Origin of the sequence: Saccharopolyspora spinosa NRRL 18395, assembly GCF_000194155.1 — a bacterium.
Classification (GTDB): Bacteria; Actinomycetota; Actinomycetes; order Mycobacteriales; family Pseudonocardiaceae; genus Saccharopolyspora; species Saccharopolyspora spinosa.
This window is the reverse complement of sequence record NZ_GL877880.1, coordinates 375,019-401,667: the sequence shown is the minus strand read 5'-3', so window position 1 is coordinate 401,667 and position 26,649 is coordinate 375,019. Positions and strand designations below refer to the sequence as shown.

Here is a 26,649-nt window from a genome sequence, read left to right as displayed (position 1 = left end):
CGTGTCGCTCTCCGCCGAAATCCCGGCCGTCAGACCAGCGCTACGCGGAGGGCTTCGGAGATCGGGATTTCGCCGTTGACGAGCTCCAGGGCTCGCCGGGACGCGGCCGGCTCGTCGAGCAGGGCGAGCAGCACGGCGGCGACGTCGGCGCGGGTCACCTCCGCCCGGCCGACCGACTCGGCCAGCGTCACGCGACCGGTGGGCTGGTCGTCGGTCAGCCTCCCCGGCCGCAGGATCGTCCAGTCCAGATCCCGCGACCGCAAGTCCTCCTCGGCAGCCCGCTTGGCGTCCAGGTACGCGCCGAACACCGGGTCCACATCGGGCGGGTTCGGCCGCGTCGTACCCATCGAACTCACTTGCAGGAAACGACGAATCCCCGCCCTCTCGGACGCGTCCGCGAGCAGTGCCGAGGCGGCGCGGTCCACAGTGTCCTTGCGTGGCGCGCCACTTCCGGGACCGGCTCCGGCGGCGAACACAGCAGCGTCCACACCGGACAGCAGGGCGGCGAGCTGGGCGGCGTCGACCTGCTCCAGATCGGCCAGCTGCGGCTCGACGCCGTCGGCGCGGAGGTCCTCGGCGTGGTCCGGGTTCCGGATCAGTCCGAGCACTGCAACGCCGCGCTCGACGAGCATCGCCCCCAGGTGTCGCGCGATCTTCCCGTGGGCGCCGGCAATCACGATTCGCATGCCATCCAACGTAGGACAACCCGCGTTTCCAGGCCGCCCGCCTAGCCTGTGGACAACTAGCCACATCCTGTGGACAACTGGGGCGGGCCGCGTCTGCGCGCTCCCCGGTGGCGCGGCTGCCAAGCCATCGGTCGTGAGTGCGTAATCGAGTGGCGCGCCCGACTACGCACTCACGACCAGGCCCCAGGGGCTGGCTCGTGGGTCAGTTGCGGGATGGGGCGGGGGCCTCCGTCGCGAGCAGCTGCTGGTAGACGACCTCGTTCACCCAGCGGGACACCGCGGTGTGCTCCACCGGCGGAGCGTCGTCGAAACACCGCCCGACCAGTTCCACCTGCACGTCGTCGCCGTTGGCGCTGAGCACCGCAATGCCGAACTGGCGGGCGCGGATCAGGCAGGTGGCGGCGAAGTCGGGGGCCACGGCGACGTTGCGCGGCACCACGATCGCGGAACTGACGAACCGGGCGAACGGCACCGCGGCGGTCAACGCGCTGCGCCAGTGCCGGGCCGGGGCGAGCACACCGGTGATCCGGGCTGCGGGCGGCGGCACCCGCCCGTCCATCTCGGGCCACACCCAGGTGGCGATCTCGGCTCGGTCCAGCACCGGCCCGCTGCCGAAGCACAGCCGCTCGGCATGCGCGTCGGGGAGTAGCTCGGCGGTCGCGATGATCTGCCGACCGAGCAGCTTCACGGGCGGCAGCACGCTGCCCGCCCACCCCAACGTGTCCACCGTCCGCTGGGCGAGCCGACCCATTGAGGCTGCGAGCCCCAGCGGGGACCGGAGCTGCGTCGTCGAGCAGGCTCGGAGCTCGTCCTCGGTCCAGGCACGTCCCGGCATTCCGGTCACGGCGTTCCGCCTCCCTCATGCACTGCGCTTGCACTCCGCGGCCACCGACAACGGGGCCACTGCTGACTTAAACAGCTCGGAGCTGGTTTTGCGCTGCTCAACAGGGGTTCCTGCGACCGGCGGCGGGCATCGGTCGGTGACTGGTCGATGAATGACATCGGGACTTCAGCCCAGCGATGCGGCCATTCAGGTGAACCGGTACGGCACGTGGCGTTCAGGTTTCCCCAACCAGCAGAACCGAATTTCGCCACCTCCGCAAAACGACCGCCCGCCGGGCGGCGGGCGGGACGTCAGTGCGACAGCAGGTCGAGGTTGGCCCGATCCTGCTCGACGAGCCGCTGGTGGATCGCTTCCGCGGCAGGCAGCAGCGGCTTCACTATCTTCGAGACCTCGGCGCGAACGCTGTGCGCCACTACCCCGAGCGCCGCGACGACTACTCCGTTGGCGTCATGCACCGGCACCGCGACGGAGCAGTTCCCGAGCGTCATCTCCTCGTTGGCCTGCGCGAAGCCGCGACTGCGCACGGTCTGCAGCTCGCGCCCCAGGCGACCGGGTTCGGTGATGGTGTACACGGTGAACCGGGACAGCCCGCGCTCGCAGTACTGGTGCATCACCACGCTCGGGGCGTGCGCCAGGAGCACCTTGCCGACGCTGGTCGAGTGCAGCGGCAGGCGGCCGCCGATGCGTGAGGTGATCGGCACGGCGCGCGGCGTGGTGAGCTTCTCGACGTACACGACCTCCATCCCGTCGCGCACCGCGAGGTGGACGTTGTCGTGCGTGCTCTGGCACAGGTCCTGCATGAGAGGCAGGGCGATCTCGCGGAGTCGGCTGTTCACCGGGGCCAGCAGCCCGATCTCCCACAGCCGCAGGCCGATCGCGTAGCGGCCTTCGCCGTCGCGCTCCAGGGCACCCCACATCTCCAGCTCGCGGACCAGCCGGTGCGCGGTGGCCAGCGGGATCTCCGCGCGGCGGGCGATGGCGGTGAGGGTGAGCCGGACGTGTTCGATGTCGAAGGCGGTGAGGACGCTGAGCGCTCGCGCAGTGACCGACCGGCCAGGATCCCGGCTGTTGCCCGCCATCGCTTCCTCCCGTGCACGCGGTCCGAGACCGCGGGATCCCCGGTCGCCCGGCCCGAGCGGACTCCGATTCCGCCCGCACCGACTCCAGTGTTCACCCGAACGATGGCTCAAGCCCAGCACAGTCCGCGGCTGTCGCCAAGACCGAGAAGCCGATCATCGAGGTCTGATCTGTCGGGGGCGGCAGCCCCGTTCGCAATCCCGCGGCGAAAAGTGGTGGTGATCACTAAATCCGGCTCAGTCGAGCCCGAGGAGCGCGGTGAACGCCTCCGCCTGCTCGACGTTGGCCAGATGGGCGGCGTGCGGCAGAACTTCCAGCCGGGCGTTGGCGCCGATTCCGTCGACGATCGCGGCACTGTGCTCCGGCGGCGTGGCGGGATCGTCGGCCCCGGCGACGACCAGTGTCGGCGCGGTGATGGTGGGCAGGTCGGCTCGCAGGTCAACGCGGCCGGTCAGCTCCGAACACAGCGCGTACGCCTCGTCGTCGGTGCTGGCGATCATCGCGGAGTAGATGGCGGTTTCGGCGTGCCACTCGCGGAAGTGCGGTGTGAACCAGCGCTCGATGGTCGGCGAGACCAACTCGTTGGTCCCGTGCTCACGAGCCGTGGCGGCCCGGTCGAGCTCGACCTGCTCCTGCCCCAACCAGGCGGAACTGCAGCAGACGGTCAACCCTTCGATTCGCTCGCCGGCATGCGCCCCCAGCCACAACCCGATCATCCCGCCGAGCGAGGAGCCCATGAACGAGGCCCGCGGAACCTCCAGGTAGTCCAGCAGCGCGAGCACGTCCGCGCCGAGGTCGGCCAGGGTGTACGGGCCGGGCAGCACTGGCGATCGGCCGTGCCCACGCTGGTTGTACCGGAGCACGTGGTAAGCGCTGTTGAGGGCGTCGAGCTGCGGTTCCCACATCTCCCAGGTGCAACCGAGGGCGTTGGACAGCACCAGGACAGGAGCGTCGGCATGCCCAGTCTCCTGCCACTCCAAGCCGAGTTGTTCCCACCTGGTCACGGGAAACCCTCCGTCATCGGCCGACCGGCTCACAGTCCCAGCAGTGCGCGCATCCGCGCGTACTTCCTGGTCAGCCTCTCCCGCGTCGCCTCGTCCAGCACGGCCAACCGTGCGGGGTCGGCGTTGTGCGCCAGGTCGGCCTCTTTCACCAGCAGCGCGCCCGGCGTCCCCAAGATCCGGGCGGCGTAGTCGGCGGGTTCTTCACCGGCCCGCCTTGTCACGGCCAGCACGATGTCCTTGGTCTCCGACGGGAGCGGCGCCCCCGACAACCAAGCCTCGGAAACAGCCCCGTCCTCAACGGCATCGTGCAACCAAGCAGCGGCGACCTGGGCCTCGCTCCCACCCCTGGCCCGCACCCCGGCGGCAACGGCGGCCAAGTGCTCGACGTAGGGCCGACCAGCCTTGTCGACCTGCCCACCATGAGCCCGAGCGGCAAGAGAAGCAACCTCTTCAATCCCCAGAACCCGACCACCCACGACGAAACCGTACAACCCCGCGACCACCGAGGGCCGGGTCAGAGCACCTCGACGACCAACGCCGCCAGGAGACAACCGAAGGAACCGGTAGCAGCGAACGCCCGAACCAGATTCCACCGCACCCAACGCACCTCGAACCGAGCGCGCAGAGCGGCGGGGTCGGCACCTTCCCCGGCGGCGAGCTCGTTGTTCAACGGCACGTTCACGGCAGCGGTGACGACGAACATCGCCAGGTAGAGCAAGAACCCGGCAGCGCTCCACCCGGAGCCAGCACCACCGCCGAACCACAGCAGCGCGGCGCCCAACCCGCTGACCAGCAACCCGCCGAGGAACAGCGCCAAGAACAACCAGTTGACGATGGCCACATTGATGCGCTGCATCACATCGACGAAGGCCCGGTCCGCAACGCCCCGAAGCCCGGGCATGACGGCGTACGCGAACCCGGCGAACAACCCCGCCATCAACCCGGCGGCGACAACACCGGCGACCAAGACAGCGACGACCACCAGCCAGCCCTCCCACGAGATCCGCACGGCAGGCGAAACCAAGCACATCTACCCAGCCGAAACCCCGAAAACACCCAAACCGCAACCAAACCTGTTCGCTGTCCGCTGAAGAGAACCCGAGGAACAGCCGACCCCGAACGCCGAAGGCGACCTTCGCCACAACCAAAGACCCAGGAATGACGGGATATAACTCACAAGCCCCCAAGAGCCCCGGCAGAACCCCAGCCGGAGTAGGTAGAACGCCCCGAATCAGAGACACAAACCACAACCGGCCAACAGGCCCAGCCCAGCGAAAGCACGCCCCCAGCAACAACCAACCAGACCAGGGAAAACAGGGCCACACAACCCACCCGCCCACCAGCAAGACCAGGGGGAATGAACGGAGGCTGGTCGGTGAGCAGTCGGCGAACGCCCGAGAAGGCAAGGAGCGCGAGAGAAGCGACGATCGCACCGTGGTCTACGGGGGCTTGGCCCCGTATGGAAATAAGAAGAGGGCCCCCGGCTCATGCTTCGCGGGGGCCCTCTTACGAACGTACGTGGGCGAGGAGGGAGTTGAACCCTCACGTCCTTTCGGACACACGGACCTGAACCGTGCGCGTCTGCCATTCCGCCACTCGCCCGTGGCTTGGCTGGAAGCTTATCCTGCTGTCTTCCGACCCTTGGCATCGGGGGCGCTTTCGCGTCCGCTGCCCTGTTGGCGAGAGAAGATTAGCACGGCTGACGAGGGGGTTCGGCGGGGGGTTGGACGAGTTGGGAACAGGGCGGTGTCTCGGCCCGTTGGCCCAGATACGATGGTCGCCAGGAGTCGTACGCGTGAAGGGATTTTGCCGTGGGCCTCGTGCAGCGCTTTGAGCGCCGACTCGAAGGCATCGTTGGTAACGGCTTTGCGCGCGTTTTCGGCGGAAAGGTCGTTCCCCAGGAGGTCGCCCAGGCTCTGCAGCGGGAAGCCGAGCTGCAGGTCCGGGAGCTCGCCGGGGGACGGTTGCTCGCTTGCAACCATTACGTTGTGCAACTGAGCCCGTCCGATCACGATCGGCTCACCGACGATGAGGCCCGGGTGACCGACCTCCTCGCCGACTGCGTTCAGGAGCATCTCACCGAGCAGGGGTGGGACACATATGGTGACGTCGTAGTCTCCCTGGAGCGCTCTGAGACGCTGCACACGGGACAGTTTCGAATCAGCTCGACCGTCGACCCCGACGTGACTCGACGGCCGGCACAACCGCGTACCGCAGGAGACCGACCCATGAGCCAGCCACCAGGCCACTACCCCCAGGGAGATCCGTACAACCAGCAGGGGCAGTACGGCCACGAGCAGGGTTACGGCCAAGGCCAAGACCCCAACTACGGCTACGGCCAGCAGCCGCAGCAACCTGGTTACGACCAGGGCGGTTACGGCCAGCAGCCGCCGGGTTACGACCAGGGCGGCTACGGCCAGCCTGCCGCCGGCTACGACCAGGGTTACGGCCAGCCCGCCGGTTACGACCAGGGCTACGGTCAACATCCGGGCGGCTACGACCAGGGTTACGGCCAGCAGCCGCAGCAAGCCGGTTACGACCAGGGTGGTTACGGCCAGCCCGCCGGTTACGACCAGGGCTACGGTCAACAGCCGGGCGGGGCGTACCCGCAGTCCGGTGGCTTCCCCGACCAGGGCTACGGCCAGCAGCCCGGCGGTGCCTTCCCGCAGAGCGGCGGCTTCGCCGGGGGTGGCCCGCGCGCGCAGATGACCGCGACGCTGCACCTCGACGACGGTTCGAACCGGTCGTACACGCTGCAACACGGCTCGAACATCATCGGCCGGGGTCAGGAGGGTCAGTTCCGCCTGCCGGACACCGGGGTCTCGCGCAAGCACATCGAGATCACCTGGGACGGCCAGAGCGCGATGTTGGCCGATCTCGGTTCGACCAATGGCACCACGGTGAACGGCACGCCGGTGCAGACTTGGCAGTTGGCAGACGGCGACGTGATCAGGGTGGGCCACTCGTCCCTGGTCTTCCGCGCTCAGCAGGCCTGAGACCGCGGAACCCCGCGTCCAGACACGAGTAGGAGCGTTCACAACAAGTGCCAGAGCTGGTGATTCAGCTGACCAGAGCAGGGTTTCTCGCCCTGCTCTGGTTGTTCGTGCTGGCTGCGCTTCGCGTGGTTCGCTCGGATCTTTACTCGGCGTCCGGGATGCGGGTCCCGATGCCAGGTGCGAGTCGGCTACCGGGCAAGCAGTCCCGGGGCAAGAGCAAGGTGCCCCGCCAGATGGTGGTAACGCACGGCGCTCTCGCCGGCACACGCATCTCCCTGGACGGCCGACCGATCCTGATCGGTCGTGCCGATGACTCCACGTTGGTACTCGACGACGACTACGCGTCGACACGACACGCGAGATTGTCGCTTCGAGGCTCCGATTGGTACGTGGAGGATCTAGGCTCCACAAACGGCACATACCTCGATCGGGCGAAGGTCACGGGGCCGACCAAGGTCCCGCTCGGCGTTCCGATCAGAATCGGCAAGACGGTGATCGAGCTGCGCTCATGACCCTCGTCCTTCACTACGCAGCCCGCAGCGACCGCGGCCTGGTGCGCTCCAACAACCAGGACTCGGTCTATGCCGGCCCACGACTACTCGCCCTCGCGGACGGCATGGGTGGACATGCCGCCGGTGAGGTCGCCAGCAAGGTCGTCATCGCGGCGTTGGCGCCGTTGGACGACGACGAGCCGAGCGACGACCTGCTCGGGCAGCTCCGCGGTGCGGTGCTGGCCGGCAACGGCGCGATCGCCGAGCTGGTGGCCAACGACCCGGACCTGGAGGGGATGGGCACCACGCTCACCGCTGTGCTGTTCGCAGGCAGCAAACTGGGCTTGGTGCACATCGGCGACTCCCGGGCCTATCTGGTCCGCGACGGCGAACTGACCCAGATAACCCACGACGACACCTTCGTGCAGTCGCTGATCGACGAAGGCCGGATCACCGAGGAGGAGGCCGCCAACCACCCGCAGCGCTCGCTGCTGCTGCACGCGTTGACCGGCCACGAGGTGGAACCGAGCCTGGCGATCCGGGAAGCCCGGGCCGGCGACCGCTACCTGCTCTGCTCGGACGGCCTGACCGGCCCGGTGAGCACGGAGACGATGGCGGAAGCGCTGCGCATCCCGGATCCGCAGCAGTGCGCGGACCGGATGATCGAGCTCGCCCTCAAGGGCGGTGGTCCGGACAACGTCACCGTGATCATCGCCGACGTCGTCGACGTCGAGTTCGGCGACGACGCCCCGATCGTCGGGGGCGCGGCGGGAAATGGCGATGAGCATCCGCAACCCGATTCGTCTGCGGCACGCGCATCCGCGGTGACCATGCCGCGGCCGCAGCCGCAGCGTTTCGAGCCCACCTCACCTCCACCGGAGCAGCCGCGCAAGCGCCGCTGGCTGCGTTCGCTGCTGGTGACGTGCGGCGTGCTCATCGTGCTGGCCGGAATTGCGCTGGTTGGGCGTTGGTGGGTGCTCAACCAGTACTACATCGGCGCGAACCGCGCCGATGAGGTGGTGATCTTCCAGGGAGTGCAGGGCAGCGTGCTCGGTGTCTCGTTGAATTGGCAGGTCGAAACGTCCTGTCCGCCGGACTCAGCGCCGGACTGTACCCCGGTCAAGGTGGTCGACCTCCAGGAAGCGCAGCGGCCGGACGTCCGCAACGGCATCGCCGAGGTCAACGGGCTGCAGGAGGCCCGCGACGCGATGCGGCGGCTCCGGATGACCGCGCTGCTGCCGGAATGCCAGAAGCCCGAGCCGCCGCCGGCACAGCAGCCTCCGGCGCAACAGCCCCCGGCACAGCAGCCCCCGGCTGGCCAGCAGCCGTCGCGGCCGCCGTTTCAGGGCCAGCAGCCTGAGCAGCCGTCGGACGCCACCCCGCTGCAGACGGAGGAGCAGCAGCCGGGCGTGACCTGCCGGATGGTGAGTTGATGGCGCAACCGGCCGTTACGACCGGAGCTGCCAGCGGGGCCCCCCGAGTCGACACTCGGCGGGGCACCGAGCTGTTCATGCTGGTTTGCTCGGCAGTGATCGTCACGTTCGCGCTGATCGTGGTGGAGGTCTCCCAGGAACAGACCATTACCCGGGAGCTGTTCTTCTACGGCTTGGCGTTCCTGGTGCTCTTCGGCGCGGCGCACCTCGGCGTCCGCCGGTGGGCCCCGTACGCCGACCCGTTGGTCCTGCCGCTGGTGTCCTTGATCAACGGGCTCGGGCTGGTCATGCTGCACCGGCTCGACCTCGCCGAGGCGGTGGGCTACCCGTTCACCGCGAAGCAGATCGTCTTCACCACGGCCGGCGTGGTGCTGTTCATCCTGGTGCTGGTGTTCATCAAGGACCACCGGACGCTGGCCCAGTACGGCTACACCTGCGGTTTCGTCGGGCTGGCGCTGCTGGCGCTGCCCGGCCTGCTGCCGTCGAGCATCTCCGAGGTCAACGGCTCCAAGCTGTGGATCAACCTGGGCTTCGTGTCCATCCAGCCCAACGAGTTCGCGAAGATCCTGCTGCTGATCTTCTTCGCCTCGTTCCTGGTGTCCAAGCGGGAGCTGTTCACCACCGCGGGCAAGCGGTTCCTCGGCATCGACTGGCCGCGGCCGCGAGACCTGATGCCGGTCATCGCCGCTTGGGCCCTGTCCATCGGCATCGTCGTGCTGGAGAAGGACCTGGGCACGTCGCTGCTGTTCTTCGGCATCGTGCTGGTGATGATCTACATCGCCACCGAACGTGCGGTGTGGGTGTTCCTGGGCCTGTCGATGTTCGCCGTCGGCTGCATCATCGCGTTCAACCTGTTCGACCACGTCCAGGACCGGGTGAACACCTGGCTGGACCCGATGGTGCGGGTGCCCGATGGTGAGTGGGACCCCGGCTACCAGCTGCGCACCGGCCTGTTCGGGATGGCGCACGGCGGCATCGGCGGCTCCGGTTTGGGTGGCGGCATGCCGCAGATCACCCCGCTGGCCTTCAGCGACTTCATCATCCCGGCGCTGGGCGAGGAACTCGGCCTGGTCGGGCTGATGGCCCTGCTCACGGTGTACCTGATGCTGATGATGCGCGGGCTGCGCAGCGCCCTCGCGGTGCGCGACTCCTTCGGCAAGCTGTTCGCTGGCGGTCTGTCGTTCACGATGGCGCTGCAGCTGTTCGTGGTCGCCGGCGGTGTCACCGGGCTGATCCCGATGACCGGTCTGACGGCTCCGTTCCTGGCCGCCGGTGGTTCCTCGATGCTGGCCAACTACATGTTGGTCGCGCTGCTGCTGCGGGTCTCCGACGCGGCCCGCCGTCCGCAGGCGCCAGCGAAGCCGAAGCCGAAGCAGGCGCCGATCGCGGAGGCACATACGGAGTTGGTGGAGCGTCCCCGATGAACAAGCCGTTGCGCCGGGTGGCGCTGGCCATGATGGCGATGATCGTGCTGCTGATGGGCAACGCGACGTACGTCCAGGTAATCAAGGCCGACGAGCTCAACGACGACGCCCGCAACGTGCGGATCAAGTACGAGGAGAACTCGCGGGAGCGCGGGCAGATCATCGCCGGCGGCCAGTCGCTGGCGAGCTCGATGCCCATCGAGCACGACCGCTACGCGTTCCAGCGCACCTACCCGAACGGGCCGATGTACGCCCCGGTCACCGGGTTCTACTCGTTCTTCTACGGCTCCAACGGGGTCGAGCGCGCCGAGGACAAGATCCTCAACGGCACCGACGACAGCTTGGCCTTCGGCCGGCTCTCCGACATGATCACCGGTAACAAGCCGCGCGGTGGCAGCGTCGAGCTGACCATCAAACCGGCGATCCAGCAGGTGGCCTACGAGCAGCTGACCAAGCAGGGCTTCCACGGCTCCGTGGTGGCGCTCGACCCGAAGACCGGCAAGGTCCTGGCGATGGTCAATGCGCCCTCGTACGACCCGAACGTGCTGGCCACCACGAACAACAACGACGCCGCGGCGGAGTGGGAGAAGCTCAACGACAACTCGGATGCGCCGATGGCCAACCGGGCGGTCTCCGAGATCTACCCGCCGGGCTCGACGTTCAAGCTGATCACCGCCGCCGCCGCGCTGAAGAACGGGTACACCCCGAACAGCCAAGTGGAAGCGGCTGCGTCGATCACGCTGCCCGGCACCAACACGCAGCTGCCGAACTACGGCACGAAGACCTGCGCGGGCAACACCCTGACGCAGGCACTGGCACACTCGTGCAACACCGCGTTCGCCAAGATCGCCGGTGAGGTCGGCCCGGAGAAGATGCGGGAGACCGCCGCCGCGTTCGGCTTCGGGCAGGACCTGGCGATCCCGATGAACGTCGCCAAGTCGGACCTGGGTCCGATGGCCGACGCCCCGTCGCTTTACCAGAGCGGGATCGGCCAGCGCGACGTGCGGGTGACGCCGCTGCAGAACGCGATGATGGCCGCGGCCATCGCCAACGACGGCAAGCTGATGAAGCCGCAGCTGGTCGAGGCGACCCGGTCGCCGGACATGGCGGAGCTGAGCTCCTTCCAGTCGGAGGAGATGAACCAGGCCGTCTCGCCGGACATCGCGCGGATGATCCGCGACATGATGATCCAGTCGGAGAAGAACACCAAGGGCGGCGGCAAGATCTCCGGCATCGAGATCGCCTCGAAGACCGGTACCGCCCAGCACGGCGACGCCAAGGACCAGCCGCACGGTTGGTACGTCGCGTTCGCGCCAGCGGAGAACCCGACCATCGCGGTGGCGGTGATCGTGGAGAACGGTGGTGACGAGGGCACGGAGGCCACGGGTGGCTCGATCGCCGCCCCGATCGGCCGGGAGGTCATCCGGGCCGGTCTGCAGGGGGGTGGCTGACCCGTGCTGACCTCCGGCCAGTTACTCGCCGACCGGTACCGGCTCGGCCAGCGCATCGCCGTCGGCGGGATGGGCGAGGTCTGGCAGGCGGTGGACGTCCGGCTGGACCGGACCGTCGCCATAAAGGTGCTCAAGGCGGAACTGTGCGGTGACGCCGAGTTCCTGCACCGCTTCCGCACCGAGGCGCGGACGACCGCGTCGCTGAACCACCCGGGCATCGCCGCGGTGCACGACTACGGCGAGACCGCAGCCATCCCGGACGGCCCGGAGGACACCGCGTACCTGGTGATGGAGCTGGTCGAGGGCGAGCCACTGGCAGCGATCCTGGCCCGCGAGCGCCGCATCAACACCGACCACACGCTGGACATGCTGGAGCAGGCCGGTCGGGCGTTGCAGGCCGCGCACGAGCGGGGCCTGGTGCACCGGGACGTCAAGCCGGGCAACATCCTGATCACGCCCGAGGGCAAGGTGAAGCTGACCGACTTCGGCATCGCGAAGGCAGCCGACGCGGCACCGGTGACCCGCTCGGGAATGGTGATGGGCACCGCGCACTACATCGCGCCGGAACAAGCCCTCGGCGACGACGCGACGCCGTCCAGCGACGTGTACTCGCTGGCCGTGGTCGGCTACGAGTGCCTGATGGGCCACCGCCCGTTCCTGTCCGAGAACGCGGTCACGGTCGCGATGATGCACATCCGGGAGATCCCGCCGCCGCTGCCGCCGGACGTGCCGCCGGGGGTGCGGGCGCTGATCGAGGCGACGCTGGCGAAGGACCCGCGACGCCGCTACGCCGACGGCGGCGAGTTCGCCCACGCCGTCGCCGCCGTGCGCGCAGGCATGCCGCTGCCCACCCCGTCCTCGCTGGTCATGCCGCAGCAGCGGCAGCAGCTGAACGTCGCCGTGCCGACGAGCACCGGGGTGCACCAGATGCCCGGGCAACTGCCGCCGATGGGCAACACGTACCCGCCTGGGCTGATCCCGCCGCAGGCACCGGCCCCACAGGTGCCTGCCGCACAGCTGGCACCGCAGCAGGTGCCGTCCTCGCCGCGCACGAACAAGGTCATCGTCTGGGTGCTCGTCGCGGTGCTCGCGGTAGCCTTGCTGGTCGCTGTCGGTGTGGCCACTTACTGGGTGGTCAACCGGGACCAGGGATTGGTCGGATCCGGCCATGTGACATCTCACAACCTGGATTCGGCAACTGCTTTGGGCCAGACTTCGCTACAGCGCACGCCCTTGATCGGGGCGGACCCCGCGAGTTGGCCTGACACGGAATTCGGGGGACCGCCGCCGGTCGTCCTGCTGGCACCGGCCGCACAGGGCGAATCGGCATGATGGGACGATCGTTGACAAGGATCGGAACGACACTTCGATGAGTTCACCTCGACTTCTGTCCAACCGCTACGAGCTCGGTGAGACTCTCGGCTACGGCGGTATGTCCGAGGTGCACCGCGGCCGCGACACCCGGCTGAGTCGCGACGTGGCGGTGAAGATCCTGCGCGCCGACCTCGCCCGCGACCCCACGTTCCAGCTGCGGTTCCGCCGCGAGGCGCAGAATGCCGCCGCGCTGAACCACCCGGCCATCGTGGCCGTATACGACACCGGCGAGACGGAATCCGAGAGCGGGCCGCTGCCGTACATCGTGATGGAGTACGTCGACGGCCGGACGCTGCGCGACATCGTCAAGACCGAGGGCCCGCTGTCGCCGCGCCGGGCTATGGAGGTCATGGCGGACGCGTCGGCTGCGCTGGACTTCAGCCACCGGCACGGGATCATACATCGGGACGTCAAGCCCGCCAACATCATGATCACCCGCGGCGGCGCCGTGAAGGTGATGGACTTCGGCATCGCGCGGGCGCTGGCCGACGGGCAGGCTGCGGTGACGCAGACAGCGGCGGTGATCGGGACCGCGCAGTACCTCTCGCCAGAACAGGCGCGTGGCGAGGCGGTGGACGCGCGAAGCGACGTCTACGCCTCCGGCTGCGTGCTGTTCGAGCTGCTCACCGGGGAGCCGCCGTTCACCGGCGACTCGCCGGTCGCGGTCGCCTACCAGCACGTTCGGGAGGAGCCGCGCAAGCCCTCCGACGTCAATCCGACGACGCCGGCCTCGCTGGACGCCGTGGTGCTCAAGGCGTTGAGCAAGAACCCGGCCAACCGCTACCAGTCGGCCGCGGAGATGCGGGCCGACCTGGTGCGGGTGCTCTCCGGGCAGCGCCCGAAGGCGCCGATGATCATGTCCGAGGACGAGCGGACGGCGATGCTCTCGCAGGCCTCGGCGACCGAGATGCTGCCGCCCGGCCGTCACCGGTCGGTCGACCGGGAGCCGGACGAAGCCGATGTCGAGCGGGAGCGCAAGAAGCGCAAGCACCGGACCATCGCGCTGGTCACCACGGCCTGCGTGATCGTGTTCGCGCTCGTCGCCTGGCTGGCGACCTGGATCTTCAACAGCTCGCCGAAGACTGAGGTCCCGCCGAACTTCGTCAGCATGACCCGGGCCTCGGCCCAGGCCGAGGCCGACGCCCGTGGGTGGAAGCTCGCCTGGTGTGTGTCCCCGTCCAGCGTCGACAACATCGACAAGGTCGTCAGCCAGAAGCCGGCGCCGGGCGTGGCGGTGGCCAAGGAGACCCAGAAGATCGAGCTTTGCTCCGGCACCGGGCCGGCGAGCGTGCAGGTGCCGGACCTGAGCGGGCTGTCCATCGCCGAGGCATCGCAGAAGTTGGAGGAGGCCGGACTCAAGCTGGGGCTGACGCCGTCCTACGAGGAGACCAGCGACCCCAAGCAGGTCGACAAGATCATCGACTGGGACAAGAAGGGCCAGTCCGTCACCCAGGGCACCACGATTTCGGTGACGGTGGGTAAGGCGATCCCGACGGTCGAGATCAAGGACGTGCGCGGCATGCCCTACGACACCGCGAAGGCCTACCTGGAGGGTGCCGGGTTCAAGGTCAGCAGGCAGGACCGCGACTCCGACCAGGCACCGGGCACCGTGCTCGACCAGAGCCCGTCTGGCGGTAGCAAGGCACGGCCGAACACCGAGATCACCCTGGTGGTCTCCAACGGCCAGCAGATCACCATGCCGTCGCTGCTGGGCATGTCGCCCAGCCAAGCCGAGGACGCCCTGCGGTCCCGCGGCTGGGACGGCGAGATAAACGAGGTCAACCAGCCGACCTCGGACAAGAGCCAGGACGGCAAGGTGGTCGGCTCGTCGCCGAGCAGCGGGCAGAAGCTGGGCAAGAACCAGGCGGTGACGCTGATGGTGGGCAACTACAGCAACAGCAACCCGACCACCAGTCCACCCTCAAATGGCTCCCTCTTCCCGCCGTTCCGCTGACCTGTTCTGTGTGCGGGGCACCCGTGACCGAACAACCGGGTCGCGGGTGCCCCGCACACATCACCGCATCTAGTTATGCCTGAAGGAGGGCACCTCTGACCGATTTGGCCGGTCAGAGGTGCCCTTCAACCGTTCCGGCTCAGCGCTTTGCGGCGGCGGCGACCTTGCGCATGCCGAGTTCGAGCTCGGCGACCAGGTGCTCGTCCACCGGGTAACCGGCCGAGGCCATCCAGTTCGCCAGCATCCGGTGGCCGCCGTCGGTGAGCACCGACTCGGGGTGGAACTGGACGCTCTCCACCGGCAGCTCCCGGTGCCGCATGCCCATCACGATGCCGGACGCGGTCCGCGCGGTGATCTCGAAGTCGTCCGGGATGGTGTCCGCGCGGACGATCAACGAGTGGTAGCGCGTCGCGATGAACGGCGCTGGCAGTCCGGCGAACACCCCGGTCCCGGAGTGGTGGATCTCGCTGACCTTGCCGTGCAGCAGCTCCGGCGCCCGCTCGACGATCCCGCCCCACACCGCACCGACGGCCTGGTGCCCGAGGCACACGCCGAACACCGGCCTGCGCTCCGCGGCGCAGCGCTCGATCAACTCCATCGTGCGGCCCGCGCGGTCCGGCGTACCGGGACCGGGGCTGAGCAGAACACCGTCGGCGGCGGCAACGTCGTCGTCGGTGACGACGTCGTTGCGGCGCACGACGCAGTCCGCGCCCAGCTGAGCGAGGTACTGCACGAGGTTGTAGACGAAGCTGTCGTAGTTGTCGACGACGAGTACGCGCACCCCGCCAGACTACGCGGAGCGCAAAACGTGTTTCCAGGCTCGTTGCAGGTAGCGGAACCTCAGACGCCGCTTGAGAACCCGCGGGGTGCGGGCTTCGAGCGTGGTCCAAGCGCCTTCGGCGCTTCAAAAGGGATGGAGTTTTTCACCTGGTGGTGACGTCGTTGAACGGCAGCATCGGCTTCACCAGCGAGAACCCGGCGGCCAGCGTCTTCGGGTCGGTGCCCTCCACAACTCGGCGAACCGGAAGGCCAGCCCCAACGCCGGGATGTGCAGCGGGCGCGAATCCGCCCCCGGCTTCCGGCGCGGGCGGTGCCTCGACCGGCGGCGGTGCTGCCACTGGACTTGCAGTTGGTCGCTGGCCTCGGCCTGATTTCGCGTGGTGAACCAGTCGGTGACCCACACCGAGTAGAAAACGAACAGCAGCACGAGCTCCGCAGTGATCAACAGCTCGCCCAGCACGTGCAGCAACGTGCGCAGCCGACCTGGCCGGCGGTCCGGTGGCAGGACCACCACCAGCTCCGGCGAAGCCGTGAGGGTCCGCTCTTGTTACGGCCTGGACCACGGGGTAGATCAACGTTGTGATTACGTTAACGTGGTAGCTGGAAAACGAGCTGCACCGCGAGAAGTTGCGCGCGCCTCGGCGCGCTGACGCCCGGGGTGCGGCCACCGCCCGAGCACGCGGCGCACGATGCCGCACCACCTGGCGAGGACACCATGCCGAAGTCCAAGGTCCGCAAGAAGGACGCCCCCACCCCGGTGACCGATCGCCGCACGCCGGTGAAGGCGAAGGCGGTCGGCCCATCGCACCCGATCTACGTCATCGTGATGTTGGCGATGATGGTGATCGGCCTGCTCTGGCTGGTGATCAACTACATCGCCAGCGACAAGATCCCGTTCATGAGCGACCTGGGCGGATGGAACTTCGCCGTCGGGTTCGCGTTCATGATCATCGGCCTGCTGATGACGATGCGCTGGCGCTGACCCTTAGCACGTAAGCGGAATGTGGTCGAGGTCCGAAGGGGTCAATCCTTCGGACCTCACTCATCTCGTCGACCTTTTGACGTTCGGTCAGCGAACAACACAGGTGTAACTAATCCCCAGTGGGGATAACTCCTGTGGATAACTCATCGGTAGCAGGTGGATAACGGTGGATGAGAGCGGATCTCGGCAGTGGTCGACGCCCGTCGGGCTGATCACCTGCGGATGGGCGCTCGCCGCCGCGGCCGCGGCGTGGTGGCTGCTCGCGGAGAGCCCCGTCGACCGGCTGTTCATCGGCGTGCTCGTGCTGGCGCTGGCCGCCACCGCCGCGCACGGCAGCATCTGCCGACCACGGCTGCGCGCGGACCTCGACGGTGTCACGGTGCGGGGCTTGCGCGGCCCTCGGCACTGGCCCTGGCCTGCGGTGACGATCCGGGTCCGGCACGACCGCCGGTTCGGCCGCACCGTGCAGGCGCTCGAACTCGATGCCGAGCCGGAGCTAGTCGTGCTGACCAGGCTCGACCTCGGCGCCGACCCGCAGGAAGTCGCGGACGAACTGCGCGCCCTGCGCTGCTGAGCGTCAGGACCTCAACAGGCCGCAGCGGGTTTCCGCTCCGGACCCGATGCACACCACGTTGCCGAACTGCAGATCACGGGTCACCAGCACGGCGATCAGGACCACCAGCAGCGCGGTCAGCGCACCCACCTGGACCAGCGTCCGTCGTTCGCGTGGCGCATAGACGAGCGCACCAGTCGCGAGCACACCGACGACGAGCCCGCCGAGGTGCCCCAGCAGCGAGAGGCCTGGGATCAGCACGCTGGCCGCGATGTTCAGCCCGATCACCACCAGAACGGGCCGCAGGCTGATCTTCAAACGCAGCGCGGCGATCGCGATGCCGCCCATCAAGCCGTACACCGCGCCGGACGCACCGGCCACCATCTGCGCCGGGTCGCCGAACATGAACACCGCGGTGCTGCCGCCGAGCAGCGACAGGAGGTACACCGCGCCGAACCGCAGCCGCCCCAGCAGAAGCTCCAGGTCCCGGCCGATCACCCACAGCGCGATCATGTTCATCGCCAGGTGCAGCAGGCCGATGTGCAGGAACCCGGCACTGATCAGGCGCCACCACTGCCCGCCGGCGCCCACGACCGGCCACAGCGCGAAGTCGTCGAACAGCGCGGAGGTGTAGTTCCCGCCGATGCTGCCGGCCTGCACCGCGGTGAGCGCGAAGGCCACCACGTTGATCGCCACCAGCGCGGGGACCAAGATGGGTTTCTTGGCCAGCCGCGCGCCAGCTACCGTCACCGGTTGCCGCATGCTGCGTTGTCCCTGCGCGACGCAGTCGACGCATTGCTGGCCGACGGCAGCATTGCGCAGGCACTCCGGACACGCCGGCCGCTCACACCGCGTGCAGCGCAGCCCGGTGGGGCGGTCGGGGTGCCGGACACAGGTCGGCAGCTGCGGCGGAGCCCCGTCCGCGCCGGGCTGGGATCCGGGCGGAACAGTCACGTCAGGACCTGCTCTTCGCTTGGGACTGTCTCGGAACCGAACCTGGTCGGCCGAGGTTCAGCCGCGTTCGATCGAGACCTTCTCGATGATGATGTCGTTGACCGGGCGGTCCCCCACACCGGTCGCGGCGTTCGCGATCGAGTCGATGACGTCGCGGGACTGCTGGTCAGCGACCTCCCCGAAGATGGAGTGCTTGTAATTCAGCCAGTCCGTGGCGCCCACCGTGATGAAGAACTGCGAGCCGTTGGTGTTCGGTCCGGCGTTCGCCATCGCCAGCAAGTACGGCTTGGTGAACTGCAGCTCGGGGTGGAACTCGTCGCCGAACTTGTAGCCCGGGCCACCACGCCCGGTCCCGGTCGGGTCCCCGGTCTGGATCATGAAGCCGGAGATGACGCGGTGGAAAATCACCCCGTCGTAGAACGGCCCGGAGCGTTCGCCCTTCGCGTTGGGCTCGGTGTACTCCTTGGTTCCTTCGGCGAGGCCCACGAAATTGGCCACTGTCTTGGGCGCCTTGTCGGGGAACAGGTTGATCCGGATGTCGCCCTGCGAAGTGTGCAGGGTCGCGGTCACCGTAGTCCCAACGAGCGATCCGTTGTCTTCAGCCACCAGACCATCCTGCCATCGAAGAGGCCGAACCCGGAGTCTGGGTGCAATATGGGGCTGATCGCCGCCTGCTGGGCGGTGCCCACGCCGCAGGTGTGGGCCGACGAAGTCGACCGGCGAACGCCGGGCCGAGGAGGCACACGATGGACGAGGTGAAGGCGATGGCCCGAGCTGGCGAAAGCGTGGGCAAGGCGGTCGGGACGGGCATCAAGTCCGCCCGCCACGGCGCGAGACGCGCAGGTGAGGTCGGCGTGGCGCTGTCCAAGCAGGCCGCTGCCCTCGCCGAGCAAGAGCTGGCCAACCACGGGTACTCGACCGACGAGTTGCAGGAGCTCATCGCGCAGCGCGCCACCGGGATGTCGCGCAAGGAGCTCGCCAAGCGCGGCCGCAAGGCGCGTAAGCAGTGGGAGAAGACGACCGCGAAGTCCCGAAAGCAGCTGGCCAAGAACACGGCCGCCGCCCGCAAGGAGCTGGCCGCTCGCATCGACCCGGGCAAGCCGAAGCCGCGGCGCAAGTGGCCGTGGGTGCTGCTGGCGCTGACTGCCCTCGGCGCGGCCGTGGCGGTGGCGTTCTCCCGCCGCCCGGAGGAGCTGCCGGTGGCTGAGGCCGACGACGGCTTCACAAGGCGCGACACCCAGGCCCGTCACCGCGCGAGCCGCCCCGACGTGCCGGCGCAGCCCGACGGCCAGGCGCACGCCGCGCCGGAACGATCCCGCTGACCCCGTGAACTTCTCGGAGGCCGGACCCGTCGGGTCCGGCCTCCGACATCTCTGGGTGTCACACATCACATCCGATCTCGCCAGATCGATGGCCACGATGCAGGGATGAGCGAACCGACGAGGTACGACCTGCACGCGTCGACGCACGTGGCCGCCGCCCCGGACGAGGTGTACCGGGTCGTCAGCGACATCACCCGGATGGGCGAGTGGAGCCCAGAGTGCATCGGCGGCGAGTGGGCATCCGGCGAACCGGGCACCATCGGCGCCATCTTCAAGGGCCACAACCGGTTCCGCGACGACCTCTGGACGACCGAGTGCGAGGTGATCGCGGCCGAGCCGGGCCGCCGGTTCGCCTGGGCGGTGCTGAGCTATTCGGCGACACCCGACAACGCGGTGTGGTCCTTCGACGTCGAACCCGACGGCGACGGCTGCACGCTCACCCAGCGCTTCCAGATGAAGCAGCCGCCCAGCCGACTGCTGTCGATCAGGGACAGCCTGCCCGCCGACCGGGCCGCCACCTTCTTGGAGTTCCGCCGATCGCGGCTGCAGGCTGCCATGCAGCAGACCATCGACGCGATCCGGGACGCCGTCCAGCCCTGACGTCAACCGGGGTTGACATCTCTCCGATTGTCAACATAAGTTGACTGCATGGCAGAAGCGACGGAACTCGCCTCCGCAGCGAGCAGCCGCGATCCGCGGATCGGCCTGCGAGCTGTGGCGGCGCTGCGGAAGCTGCTCGAACAACTGGAATCCGTCCAAGTCCGCCACGCCCGCAACCAGGGCTGGTCGTGGCAGGAGATCGCCGCCGAGCTCGGCGTGTCGCGGCAGGCCGTGCACAAGAAACACGGGAGGTCCTGATCATGTTCGAAAAGTTCACCTCGGCCACCCGGCAGGCGGTGGTCCGCGCGGTGCGCGAGGCAGAGCAGCACGGTGCCCCGGAGATCACCGAGGAACACCTGCTGCTCGCCCTCGTCGACGACCCGACCACCGCGGCGGGGCGCCTGCTGGCCGCGCACGAAGTGCGGCGCGATGCGGTCACGACGGCTTACCAGCAGGCGCGGCGGCTCGGCGGCCTGAGCGAATCCGATGCGGAATCGCTTCGCGAACTGGGCATTGACGTGCGCGACGTCGTCGCCAACATCGAGCGATCCCTCGGCGCGGATGCTCTCGCCGACCGGCCCCGCCGACGGCGGCGCTTCTTCAAATCTCACATCCCGTTCAGCACCAACGGCAAGCGCCTGCTCGAAGCCACGCTCCGCGAGGCCGTGGAGCTCGGCGACCGCCGCATCGGCGCCGAACACCTCCTGCTCGCGCTGCTGATCGGCGGGGGAGTCGCCGCCGAGCTCCTCGAACGACGCGGCATTACCTACCGCAGCGTCCGCGCGTCGCTGGTCAACGCGGCATGACCTGCTGAAGCCGCTGCGTCACCGGCAAGCGCCCGCAGAGCCCGAGCCGGGCTAGGAAGCGCAGCAACCCGAACACGAAGACCGAAGGCGCGAGCGCGCACAACGCGGTGAACGTGGTGAACGTGGTGAACGCGGAGAAGCTGGCGACGGCGAAGATCAGCGCCTTGCGCCTGCCGGCGATGGTCCCGATGGCCAGCGCACCGATGGTCATGCCCACCAACCCGGCAGTGCACACGACGAAGCGCTAGCGGCGGTGAGCCCCCAATGCTTCGCGTCCAGCAGAACCGGCAGCACGCCGCCAGAGCACCACGAGGTCGAACGTCCAAGAGCACGGCGGTCCAACACAGGGCAGAACTCATTTGGCCCGCCCGGCCGCAACCTGCTCAGACATGCCACGTCCACGGCACCGTCGCAGAACCGGAGTGCGGGCATGCTGCCCGTTGAAGAGCCCGCCCAAGAGGCCCCTTCCACTGGACGAAACCCCAACACGGCAAAGCACCGACCGAGAACCAAAAACGTCACCGCAAGGCCAAACGCAAACCACACCCCCAAGCACGCCGAAACCAAAACCTAACCCGCAACGAAACCGAAGCCAACGAAACCAAATATCCAAAGAGGACGAGCCCGACCAAGCCCAAACCGGAGCAACCCCCACCCCGAATAACAACACAGCAGCCAAAACCACCCCCCGACGCAGCAACCCGAGCGGTTGGAACAGAGCCCCCAGAAACCCGCCGACCGCCGAAGGCTGCACCCGCCAACACGGACAGCCGAAGGCTGACAACCCCCACAGGCACGGTCGAAGGCCGCCACCAGGCAAAACACGGCCGAAGGCCGACAAAGTGCCCCAGGGGGAGGGCCCACCACGAACGAAGGCACGACAAACGCTGCCCCGGAACCTCTGTGGACGACGAGGCCCGGAATGCTCCGACAGCGGAAGGCTGGAGCTCAAGAACCCCCGGAGAGCTGGTCAGAGAGCAGGCTGGGAATGCTACGAAGACCAAGGATCGGGCAAAAAAGAAACCCCCACACAGTGGGGGTTTGCGGGAGCTCGGCCCCCGGCAAAATAATGGCGCGGCAGTAATGGCCACGCTTTCCGTGGGCACACTCCGCCGACCTGATGTGTGGAGACGAGGGGAATCGAACCCCTAACCCCCGCCTTGCAAAGGCGATCAAGGGGCCTCGTCTACCTCGGCCGCTGATCGAACTTCGCTGGTCGACGTGCCGCGTGGTTTCGGTCAGTTGCGGTTGTTCTTCGTTGGTGTTGGTCCTCGTGTGCCCCGGATGTGCTCCATGCGCGTCCGGGGCACATTGCGCTGCTCGACTTGCAGATGGACTGACTGCCTCACTCTTCGCGCGTAACCACAAGCGGGCGACCACGCACGCAGCGGGACAGGTTCGGTGTCAGCTGGAGCGGCCAAGGCGACCACCCTTGCAGCGTGCCCAGCACCGTTTCTCAATGGCTCGCCCAGGCGACCAGTGGAGTCAGGACATCCGAGGTTCGGATCTCCATCTCGGCGGCTCCTGCGGGGACGCCTGCCTTCCGCTCGCGCCATGACGAGGCCGCCGACCTTTCCGCTCGCGCCCGGTCGCCGCCGATGGCCGGCCGGGACCGGTGAGCGCAGCGAGCCGCACGCCCGGCCGGCCATCGGCGGCTTGACCGGGCTCGCATACAGCAAGGTCGGCGGCCTCGTCATGGCTTGCATACAGCAGGCAGGCGGCCCCGCAGGGGCCGCCCTTGATGAAGTAGAGAAAGTTTAAACACACGTTGGTCGGCCGACTTCGATCTCGGTGCGTGGCTTGAGCTGTCAGAGGCGGGTTCAGCTGGGTCGGGGGATGCGGGTGCGGGAGATGCCGGGGCGATGCTGGGCGAGGGCGCTGTCGGGGATGTTGTCGCGACCGGGTTGCCCGCGTTCCTCGGGCCGGATGCTGGAGCGGATGATTTCGCCGGTTTCCTACCCGACTACCTCGACGGGGTGTGGCCCGTACATGATCACGCAAAAAGACCAGGCACTTTAACCTGGTCTTTTACGGTGGAGACGAGGGGAATCGAACCCCTAACCCCCGCCTTGCAAAGGCGGTGCTCTGCCAATTGAGCTACGTCCCCGGCTACCGCCAGCCCCACTCAGGTCCGCTGACCGGTGACGCTCACGATGGCTGCCGACTCCGCGAGCCGGATCAAGAGCGGTGAGGATCGATCAGGCCTCGGCAGTGGCCTCGCGCCACAGGTCGGCCTCGGCCTTCGCGGCCCGGTTGCGCCGGATGACGAACAGAACGACCCCAGCAACTGCGGCAAGTGCGAGCAGCTTCTTCACTTCCGGTCGCCTCCTAGCATGGCGTGCAGCCCGAGAAGTCCTCGGATTTACGAAAGATTACCAGTGGGCCTAGAAGGACTTGAACCTTCGACCTCTTCGTTATCAGCGAAGCGCTCTAACCGCCTGAGCTATAGGCCCTTGGTGTGGTTCAAACCCTACAGGACGCCTTCCGGGGCTCGAAACAGGGGTCGGCGTTGCGGATCTCCCGGGACGTGGCGATCCCGGTGCTGGACCGGAATCGCCACGTCAGCGGTTCATTCCCGCTCGGAGAGGGTGACCTCGATGCCGCCGGCGAAGTCGGCCGCCACGTTGTAGATGAACGCGGCCACCGTCGCCAGTGCGGTCACCAGCACGATGTTGATCGCGCCGATGATCGAGGCGACCCCGAACACGCGTCCCGCGCTGATCAGCGGTTCGCTGGCCGCGTTGTCGGGCTGGGTCAGCTCGGTGAAGGTGCCGTTGAGCTGGTCCCACACGCCCATGCCGTCGAGCACCCCGTAGAGCACCGCGACGGCGATCATCCACACGAAGAACAACGCGACGCTGAGCACCAGGGCGAGCTTCAGCACCGACCACGGGTCCAGCCGCTTCACCTGCAGGCTGGCCCGCCGCGGGCCTCGGCTCGGCCGCCGCGCCGAGGTCGCCGTCGTGCCGCGGGTCGTCCCGCCCACACCGGCAGCGCCGCCGGTGAACGACACGGTCGTCCGCGTGGACGGCGGCAGTTTGGTGCGCACCGTTTCCTGGTCCTGCACCTGCTTCGGGATGTGCTGCGTGTCAGCGACATCCGGACCGGAGGCGGCTGCCGCGGCCACCGGTGTGTCGGACGAGCCGGACGCGGTCGCCGAGGCGCGTTGCCACGGGGGCGGCGTCTCGGTGCCGTGCAGGTCTTCCCCACTGCCTCCGGCGGTCGGCTGGGCGGGAGCCGAGCCGGATTCCGTGCCGTCGTGGGCGGCACTGTCGTCGGCTGTCTGGGTGCTGACCGAAGCCCGGTCCGCATCCTGCTGCGGGTCCGACTGCTCCGGCTTCTCGGAAGGTGTCACGAGCGATCCTTCGTTGATCGTCGGCGGCGGTGTGCGACGTGGTCTCCCACGGTTTTACTGCTGCTGTTCCGGCCTCGCAGCGTCCGGGTCGGCGGCTTCGTCGGCGTTGCGCGCGATCGCCACCAGCGCGGACCCCTCGTCCAGGTTCATCAGACGAACCCCCTTCGTCTGCCTGCCGGCCTTGCGTACCTCCTTGGCGGTGGTCCGGATGACCCCACCGGTCGAGGTGATCGCGTAGAGCTCGTCGTCGATCTCGACGATGAGCGCCCCCACCAGCCTGCCACGCTTGTTGTCGTACTGGAGAGTCAGCACGCCCTTGCCGCCGCGGCCCTGCACCGGGTAGTCGTCGATCGGGGTGCGCTTCGCATAACCGCCGTCGGTGGCCACCAGCACGTACCGGTCGGCGCGGACGACACCCATCGCCAGCAGCTCATCGCCGTTGTTGAACCGCATGCCCAGCACGCCCGAGGTGGCCCGGCCCATCGGCCGCAGCGCGTCGTCGGTGGCGTGGAACCGGATCGACTGGCCCTCCGCGGACACCAGCAGCAGGTCGTCATCGGCGGAGCACAGCACCGCGCCGACCAGCTCGTCCTCGTCCTTCAGGTTGATCCCGATGAGACCACCCGATCGGTTGGAATCGAAGTCGGTCAGGCGGGACTTCTTGACCAACCCGTTGCGGGTGGCCAGCACCAGGTACGGCGCTGCGGTGTAGTCCTTGATCTGCATGACCTGGGCGATCTGCTCGTCCGGCTGGAACGCCAGCAGGTTCGCCACGTGCTGGCCGCGCGCGGTGCGGTTGGCCTCCGGCAGCTCGTAGGCCTTCGCCCGGTAGACGCGCCCCTTGTTGGTGAAGAACAGGATCCAGTCGTGCGTGGAGCACACGAAGAAGTGCGACACGATGTCGTCCTGCTTCAGCTGCGCGCCCTGCACGCCCTTGCCGCCGCGCTTCTGCGCCCGGTACAGGTCGGTGCGCGTCCGCTTGGCGTAGCCGGTGCGGGTGATCGTGACGACCACGTCCTCGTCCGCGATGAGGTCCTCCATCGAGACCTCGCCCTCGAACGGGACGATCTTCGTGCGCCGGTCCTGGCCGTACTTGTCGACGATCTCCATCAGCTCGTCGCGGATGATCTGCCGCTGCCGCTCCGGCTTGGCGAGGATGTCCTTGAGGTCCTCGATCTCCCGCTCGATCTCGGCCAACTGGTCGATGATCTTCTGCCGCTCCAGGGCGGCCAGGCGGCGCAGCTGCATCTCCAGGATCGCGTTGGCCTGGATCTCGTCGACGTCGAGCAGCTCGATCAGCCCGGTGCGCGCGTCGTCCACCGTGGGCGACCGGCGGATCAGCGCGATCACCTCGTCGAGCATGTCCAGCGCCTTGACCAGACCGCGCAGGATGTGGGCGCGTTCCTCGGCCTTCCGCAACCGGAACTTGGTGCGCCGGACGATGACCTCGATCTGGTGCTTGACGTAGTACCGGATCACCTGGTCCAGCCGCAGGGTGCGCGGCACCCCGTCGACCAGCGCCAGCATGTTGACGCCGAAGGTGGTCTGCAGCTGGGTGTGCTTGTAGAGGTTGTTCAGCACCACCTTGGGGATCGAGTCGCGCTTCAGCGTGACCACGATCCGCATGCCGCGTCGGCTGTTGGACTCGTCCGCGATATCCGAGATGCCGGTGAGTTTGCCCTCCCGGTGCATCGCGGCGATGTTCTCGATCAGGTTGTCCGGGTTGACCTGGTAGGGCAGCTCGGTGACGACCAGTGTGGTGCGGCCCTTGGTGTCCTCTTCGATCGTGACGACGGCCCGCATCTTGATGGAGCCGCGGCCGGTGCGGTAGGCGTCCGCGATCGCATTGGTACCGAGGATGAGGCCGTGGGTCGGGAAGTCCGGGCCCTTGATCCGCGCCATGAGCGCGTCGAGCAGCTCTTCGTCGGTGGCCTCCGGGTTCTCCAACGCCCAGACGACCCCGTCGGAAACCTCGCGCAGGTTGTGCGACGGGATGTTGGTGGCCATTCCGACCGCGATCCCGCCACCGCCGTTGACCAGGAGGTTCGGGAATCGCGACGGCAGCACCGTGGGTTCCTGGGTGCGCCCGTCGTAGTTGTCGGCGAAGTCGACGGTGTCCTCTTCGATGTCGGCGAGCATGTGCATCGCCAACGGGGCCAGCCGTGACTCGGTGTACCGCATCGCCGCGGCCGGGTCGTTGCCGGGCGAACCGAAGTTGCCCTGGCCGTCGATCAGGGGGTGGCGCATCGACCACGGCTGGGCCAGGCGGACCAGGGTGTCGTAGATCGCCGAGTCGCCGTGCGGGTGGTAGTTGCCCATCACGTCGCCGACGACGCGGGAGCACTTCACGTACCCACGGTCCGGGCGGAAGCCGGAGTCGTACATCGCGTACAGCACGCGCCGGTGCACCGGCTTGAGGCCGTCACGCACGTCTGGCAGCGCACGGGCCACGATCACGCTCATCGCGTAGTCGATGTATGAGCGTTGCATCTCCTGCTGGATGTCGACCGGCTCGATCCGGCCGTGTTCCGGCGGCAGGATTTCCGTCATGCTCGTCCTTCGC

Annotated in this window: 26 protein-coding genes, 4 tRNA genes and 1 pseudogene; 13 read left to right on the top strand and 18 right to left on the bottom strand. The window is 68.0% G+C overall.

What is annotated here, in order from left to right; genetic code table 11:
• Positions 1-29: 29 nt before the first annotated feature.
• The 7 genes from SSPN_RS0132550 to SSPN_RS0132515 form a co-directional block, all read right to left on the bottom strand.
• Positions 30-686, bottom strand: a complete 657-nt coding sequence (locus SSPN_RS0132550; protein WP_010313266.1) for an SDR family oxidoreductase — start codon at positions 684-686, stop codon at positions 30-32.
• Positions 687-888: 202 nt separating this feature from the next.
• Positions 889-1,521: a hypothetical protein gene (locus SSPN_RS0132545; RefSeq protein WP_010313265.1), complete on the bottom strand. Its 633-nt coding sequence runs from the start codon at positions 1,519-1,521 to the stop codon at positions 889-891.
• Positions 1,522-1,820: 299 nt separating this feature from the next.
• The gene (locus SSPN_RS0132540; protein WP_010313263.1) at positions 1,821-2,609 is read right to left on the bottom strand and encodes an IclR family transcriptional regulator; all 789 of its coding nucleotides are present in this window, start codon (positions 2,607-2,609) and stop codon (positions 1,821-1,823) included.
• Positions 2,610-2,843: 234 nt separating this feature from the next.
• Complete coding sequence (pcaD, locus tag SSPN_RS0132530; RefSeq protein ID WP_010313262.1) at positions 2,844-3,611, bottom strand: 3-oxoadipate enol-lactonase; 768 nt, start codon at positions 3,609-3,611, stop codon at positions 2,844-2,846.
• A gap of 29 nt (positions 3,612-3,640) precedes the next feature.
• Complete coding sequence (locus tag SSPN_RS0132525) at positions 3,641-4,087, bottom strand: HD domain-containing protein (RefSeq protein ID WP_029535949.1); 447 nt, start codon at positions 4,085-4,087, stop codon at positions 3,641-3,643.
• A gap of 38 nt (positions 4,088-4,125) precedes the next feature.
• Positions 4,126-4,635, bottom strand: a complete 510-nt coding sequence (locus SSPN_RS0132520; protein ID WP_237710862.1) for an anthrone oxygenase family protein — start codon at positions 4,633-4,635, stop codon at positions 4,126-4,128.
• Positions 4,636-5,130: 495 nt separating this feature from the next.
• Positions 5,131-5,213 (bottom strand) — tRNA-Leu (locus tag SSPN_RS0132515).
• A gap of 209 nt (positions 5,214-5,422) precedes the next feature.
• Between SSPN_RS0132515 and SSPN_RS0132510 the strand changes: the two genes are divergently transcribed.
• From SSPN_RS0132510 to pknB, 7 genes are read left to right on the top strand one after another with little or no spacing between them, the layout of a single operon-like run.
• Positions 5,423-6,607, top strand: coding sequence for an FhaA domain-containing protein (locus SSPN_RS0132510; RefSeq protein WP_010313256.1), 1,185 nt, complete (start codon positions 5,423-5,425; stop codon positions 6,605-6,607).
• Between the two features lie 47 nt (positions 6,608-6,654).
• On the top strand, positions 6,655-7,119 hold the full coding sequence (locus SSPN_RS0132505) for an FHA domain-containing protein FhaB/FipA (RefSeq protein ID WP_010313255.1): 465 nt from the start codon (positions 6,655-6,657) through the stop codon (positions 7,117-7,119).
• Positions 7,116-8,531: a PP2C family serine/threonine-protein phosphatase gene (locus tag SSPN_RS0132500; protein ID WP_010313253.1), complete on the top strand. Its 1,416-nt coding sequence runs from the start codon at positions 7,116-7,118 to the stop codon at positions 8,529-8,531. Before SSPN_RS0132505 ends, SSPN_RS0132500 begins: the two co-directional genes overlap by 4 nt.
• Positions 8,531-9,955, top strand: coding sequence for an FtsW/RodA/SpoVE family cell cycle protein (locus tag SSPN_RS0132495; protein WP_010313251.1), 1,425 nt, complete (start codon positions 8,531-8,533; stop codon positions 9,953-9,955). The genes SSPN_RS0132500 and SSPN_RS0132495 overlap by 1 nt, the downstream gene beginning before the upstream one ends.
• Entirely contained in the window at positions 9,952-11,406 is a 1,455-nt protein-coding gene (locus SSPN_RS0132490; protein ID WP_010313249.1) for a peptidoglycan D,D-transpeptidase FtsI family protein, read from the top strand. The genes SSPN_RS0132495 and SSPN_RS0132490 overlap by 4 nt, the downstream gene beginning before the upstream one ends.
• A gap of 3 nt (positions 11,407-11,409) precedes the next feature.
• A complete protein-coding gene (locus tag SSPN_RS0132485) occupies positions 11,410-12,738 on the top strand; it encodes a serine/threonine-protein kinase (protein WP_010313247.1) in 1,329 nt (442 codons plus the stop codon).
• Between the two features lie 37 nt (positions 12,739-12,775).
• Positions 12,776-14,734, top strand: coding sequence for a Stk1 family PASTA domain-containing Ser/Thr kinase (gene pknB, locus SSPN_RS0132480; RefSeq protein ID WP_010313245.1), 1,959 nt, complete (start codon positions 12,776-12,778; stop codon positions 14,732-14,734).
• Positions 14,735-14,873: 139 nt separating this feature from the next.
• On the opposite strand, the gene SSPN_RS0132475 is transcribed toward pknB, so the two are convergent.
• The gene (locus SSPN_RS0132475) at positions 14,874-15,515 is read right to left on the bottom strand and encodes an aminodeoxychorismate/anthranilate synthase component II (RefSeq protein ID WP_010313242.1); all 642 of its coding nucleotides are present in this window, start codon (positions 15,513-15,515) and stop codon (positions 14,874-14,876) included.
• A gap of 180 nt (positions 15,516-15,695) precedes the next feature.
• A complete protein-coding gene (locus tag SSPN_RS0132470) occupies positions 15,696-16,025 on the bottom strand; it encodes a class E sortase (protein WP_143539439.1) in 330 nt (109 codons plus the stop codon).
• Positions 16,026-16,229: 204 nt separating this feature from the next.
• Here SSPN_RS0132470 and crgA point away from each other — a divergent pair, with 204 nt between their 5' ends.
• Positions 16,230-16,496: a cell division protein CrgA gene (gene crgA / locus SSPN_RS0132465; RefSeq protein WP_010313239.1), complete on the top strand. Its 267-nt coding sequence runs from the start codon at positions 16,230-16,232 to the stop codon at positions 16,494-16,496.
• A gap of 166 nt (positions 16,497-16,662) precedes the next feature.
• Entirely contained in the window at positions 16,663-17,070 is a 408-nt protein-coding gene (locus SSPN_RS0132460) for a PH domain-containing protein (protein ID WP_010313237.1), read from the top strand.
• 3 nt (positions 17,071-17,073) lie between these two features.
• Here the strand turns inward: SSPN_RS0132460 and SSPN_RS0132455 are convergent, their stop codons facing one another.
• Together SSPN_RS0132455 and SSPN_RS0132450 are read right to left on the bottom strand one after the other, a co-directional pair.
• The gene (locus SSPN_RS0132455; RefSeq protein WP_029535947.1) at positions 17,074-18,003 is read right to left on the bottom strand and encodes a rhomboid family intramembrane serine protease; all 930 of its coding nucleotides are present in this window, start codon (positions 18,001-18,003) and stop codon (positions 17,074-17,076) included.
• Positions 18,004-18,060: 57 nt separating this feature from the next.
• The gene (locus SSPN_RS0132450; protein ID WP_010313231.1) at positions 18,061-18,609 is read right to left on the bottom strand and encodes a peptidylprolyl isomerase; all 549 of its coding nucleotides are present in this window, start codon (positions 18,607-18,609) and stop codon (positions 18,061-18,063) included.
• A 140-nt stretch (positions 18,610-18,749) separates the two neighbouring features.
• Here SSPN_RS0132450 and SSPN_RS0132445 point away from each other — a divergent pair, with 140 nt between their 5' ends.
• The 4 genes from SSPN_RS0132445 (at position 18,750) to SSPN_RS0132430 (ending at position 20,731) form a co-directional block, all read left to right on the top strand.
• Complete coding sequence (locus SSPN_RS0132445) at positions 18,750-19,325, top strand: hypothetical protein (RefSeq protein ID WP_010313229.1); 576 nt, start codon at positions 18,750-18,752, stop codon at positions 19,323-19,325.
• Positions 19,326-19,430: 105 nt separating this feature from the next.
• Complete coding sequence (locus tag SSPN_RS0132440) at positions 19,431-19,925, top strand: SRPBCC family protein (protein WP_010313227.1); 495 nt, start codon at positions 19,431-19,433, stop codon at positions 19,923-19,925.
• Between the two features lie 48 nt (positions 19,926-19,973).
• Positions 19,974-20,183, top strand: a complete 210-nt coding sequence (locus SSPN_RS0132435; protein ID WP_010313224.1) for a helix-turn-helix domain-containing protein — start codon at positions 19,974-19,976, stop codon at positions 20,181-20,183.
• 2 nt (positions 20,184-20,185) lie between these two features.
• On the top strand, positions 20,186-20,731 hold the full coding sequence (locus tag SSPN_RS0132430; protein ID WP_010313222.1) for a Clp protease N-terminal domain-containing protein: 546 nt from the start codon (positions 20,186-20,188) through the stop codon (positions 20,729-20,731).
• Here SSPN_RS0132430 and SSPN_RS63075 read toward each other — a convergent pair.
• The 7 genes and pseudogenes from SSPN_RS63075 to gyrA form a co-directional block, all read right to left on the bottom strand.
• Complete coding sequence (locus SSPN_RS63075) at positions 20,718-20,942, bottom strand: hypothetical protein (RefSeq protein WP_010313220.1); 225 nt, start codon at positions 20,940-20,942, stop codon at positions 20,718-20,720. The genes SSPN_RS0132430 and SSPN_RS63075 overlap by 14 nt on opposite strands.
• 914 nt (positions 20,943-21,856) lie before the next feature.
• Positions 21,857-21,921, bottom strand: a tRNA-Ser gene (locus tag SSPN_RS55725).
• Positions 21,922-22,765: 844 nt separating this feature from the next.
• Positions 22,766-22,838: transfer RNA gene (locus SSPN_RS0132420), tRNA-Ala, on the bottom strand.
• A gap of 100 nt (positions 22,839-22,938) precedes the next feature.
• Positions 22,939-23,046, bottom strand: a pseudogene (locus SSPN_RS60705) (DLW-39 family protein); the annotation flags it as partial.
• Positions 23,047-23,110: 64 nt separating this feature from the next.
• A tRNA-Ile gene (locus SSPN_RS0132410) sits at positions 23,111-23,184 on the bottom strand.
• A gap of 116 nt (positions 23,185-23,300) precedes the next feature.
• Positions 23,301-24,086, bottom strand: coding sequence for a DUF3566 domain-containing protein (locus SSPN_RS0132405; protein ID WP_010313218.1), 786 nt, complete (start codon positions 24,084-24,086; stop codon positions 23,301-23,303).
• Positions 24,087-24,140: 54 nt separating this feature from the next.
• Complete coding sequence (gyrA, locus tag SSPN_RS0132400; protein WP_010313216.1) at positions 24,141-26,636, bottom strand: DNA gyrase subunit A; 2,496 nt, start codon at positions 26,634-26,636, stop codon at positions 24,141-24,143.
• Between the last annotated feature and the right edge of the window lie 13 nt (positions 26,637-26,649).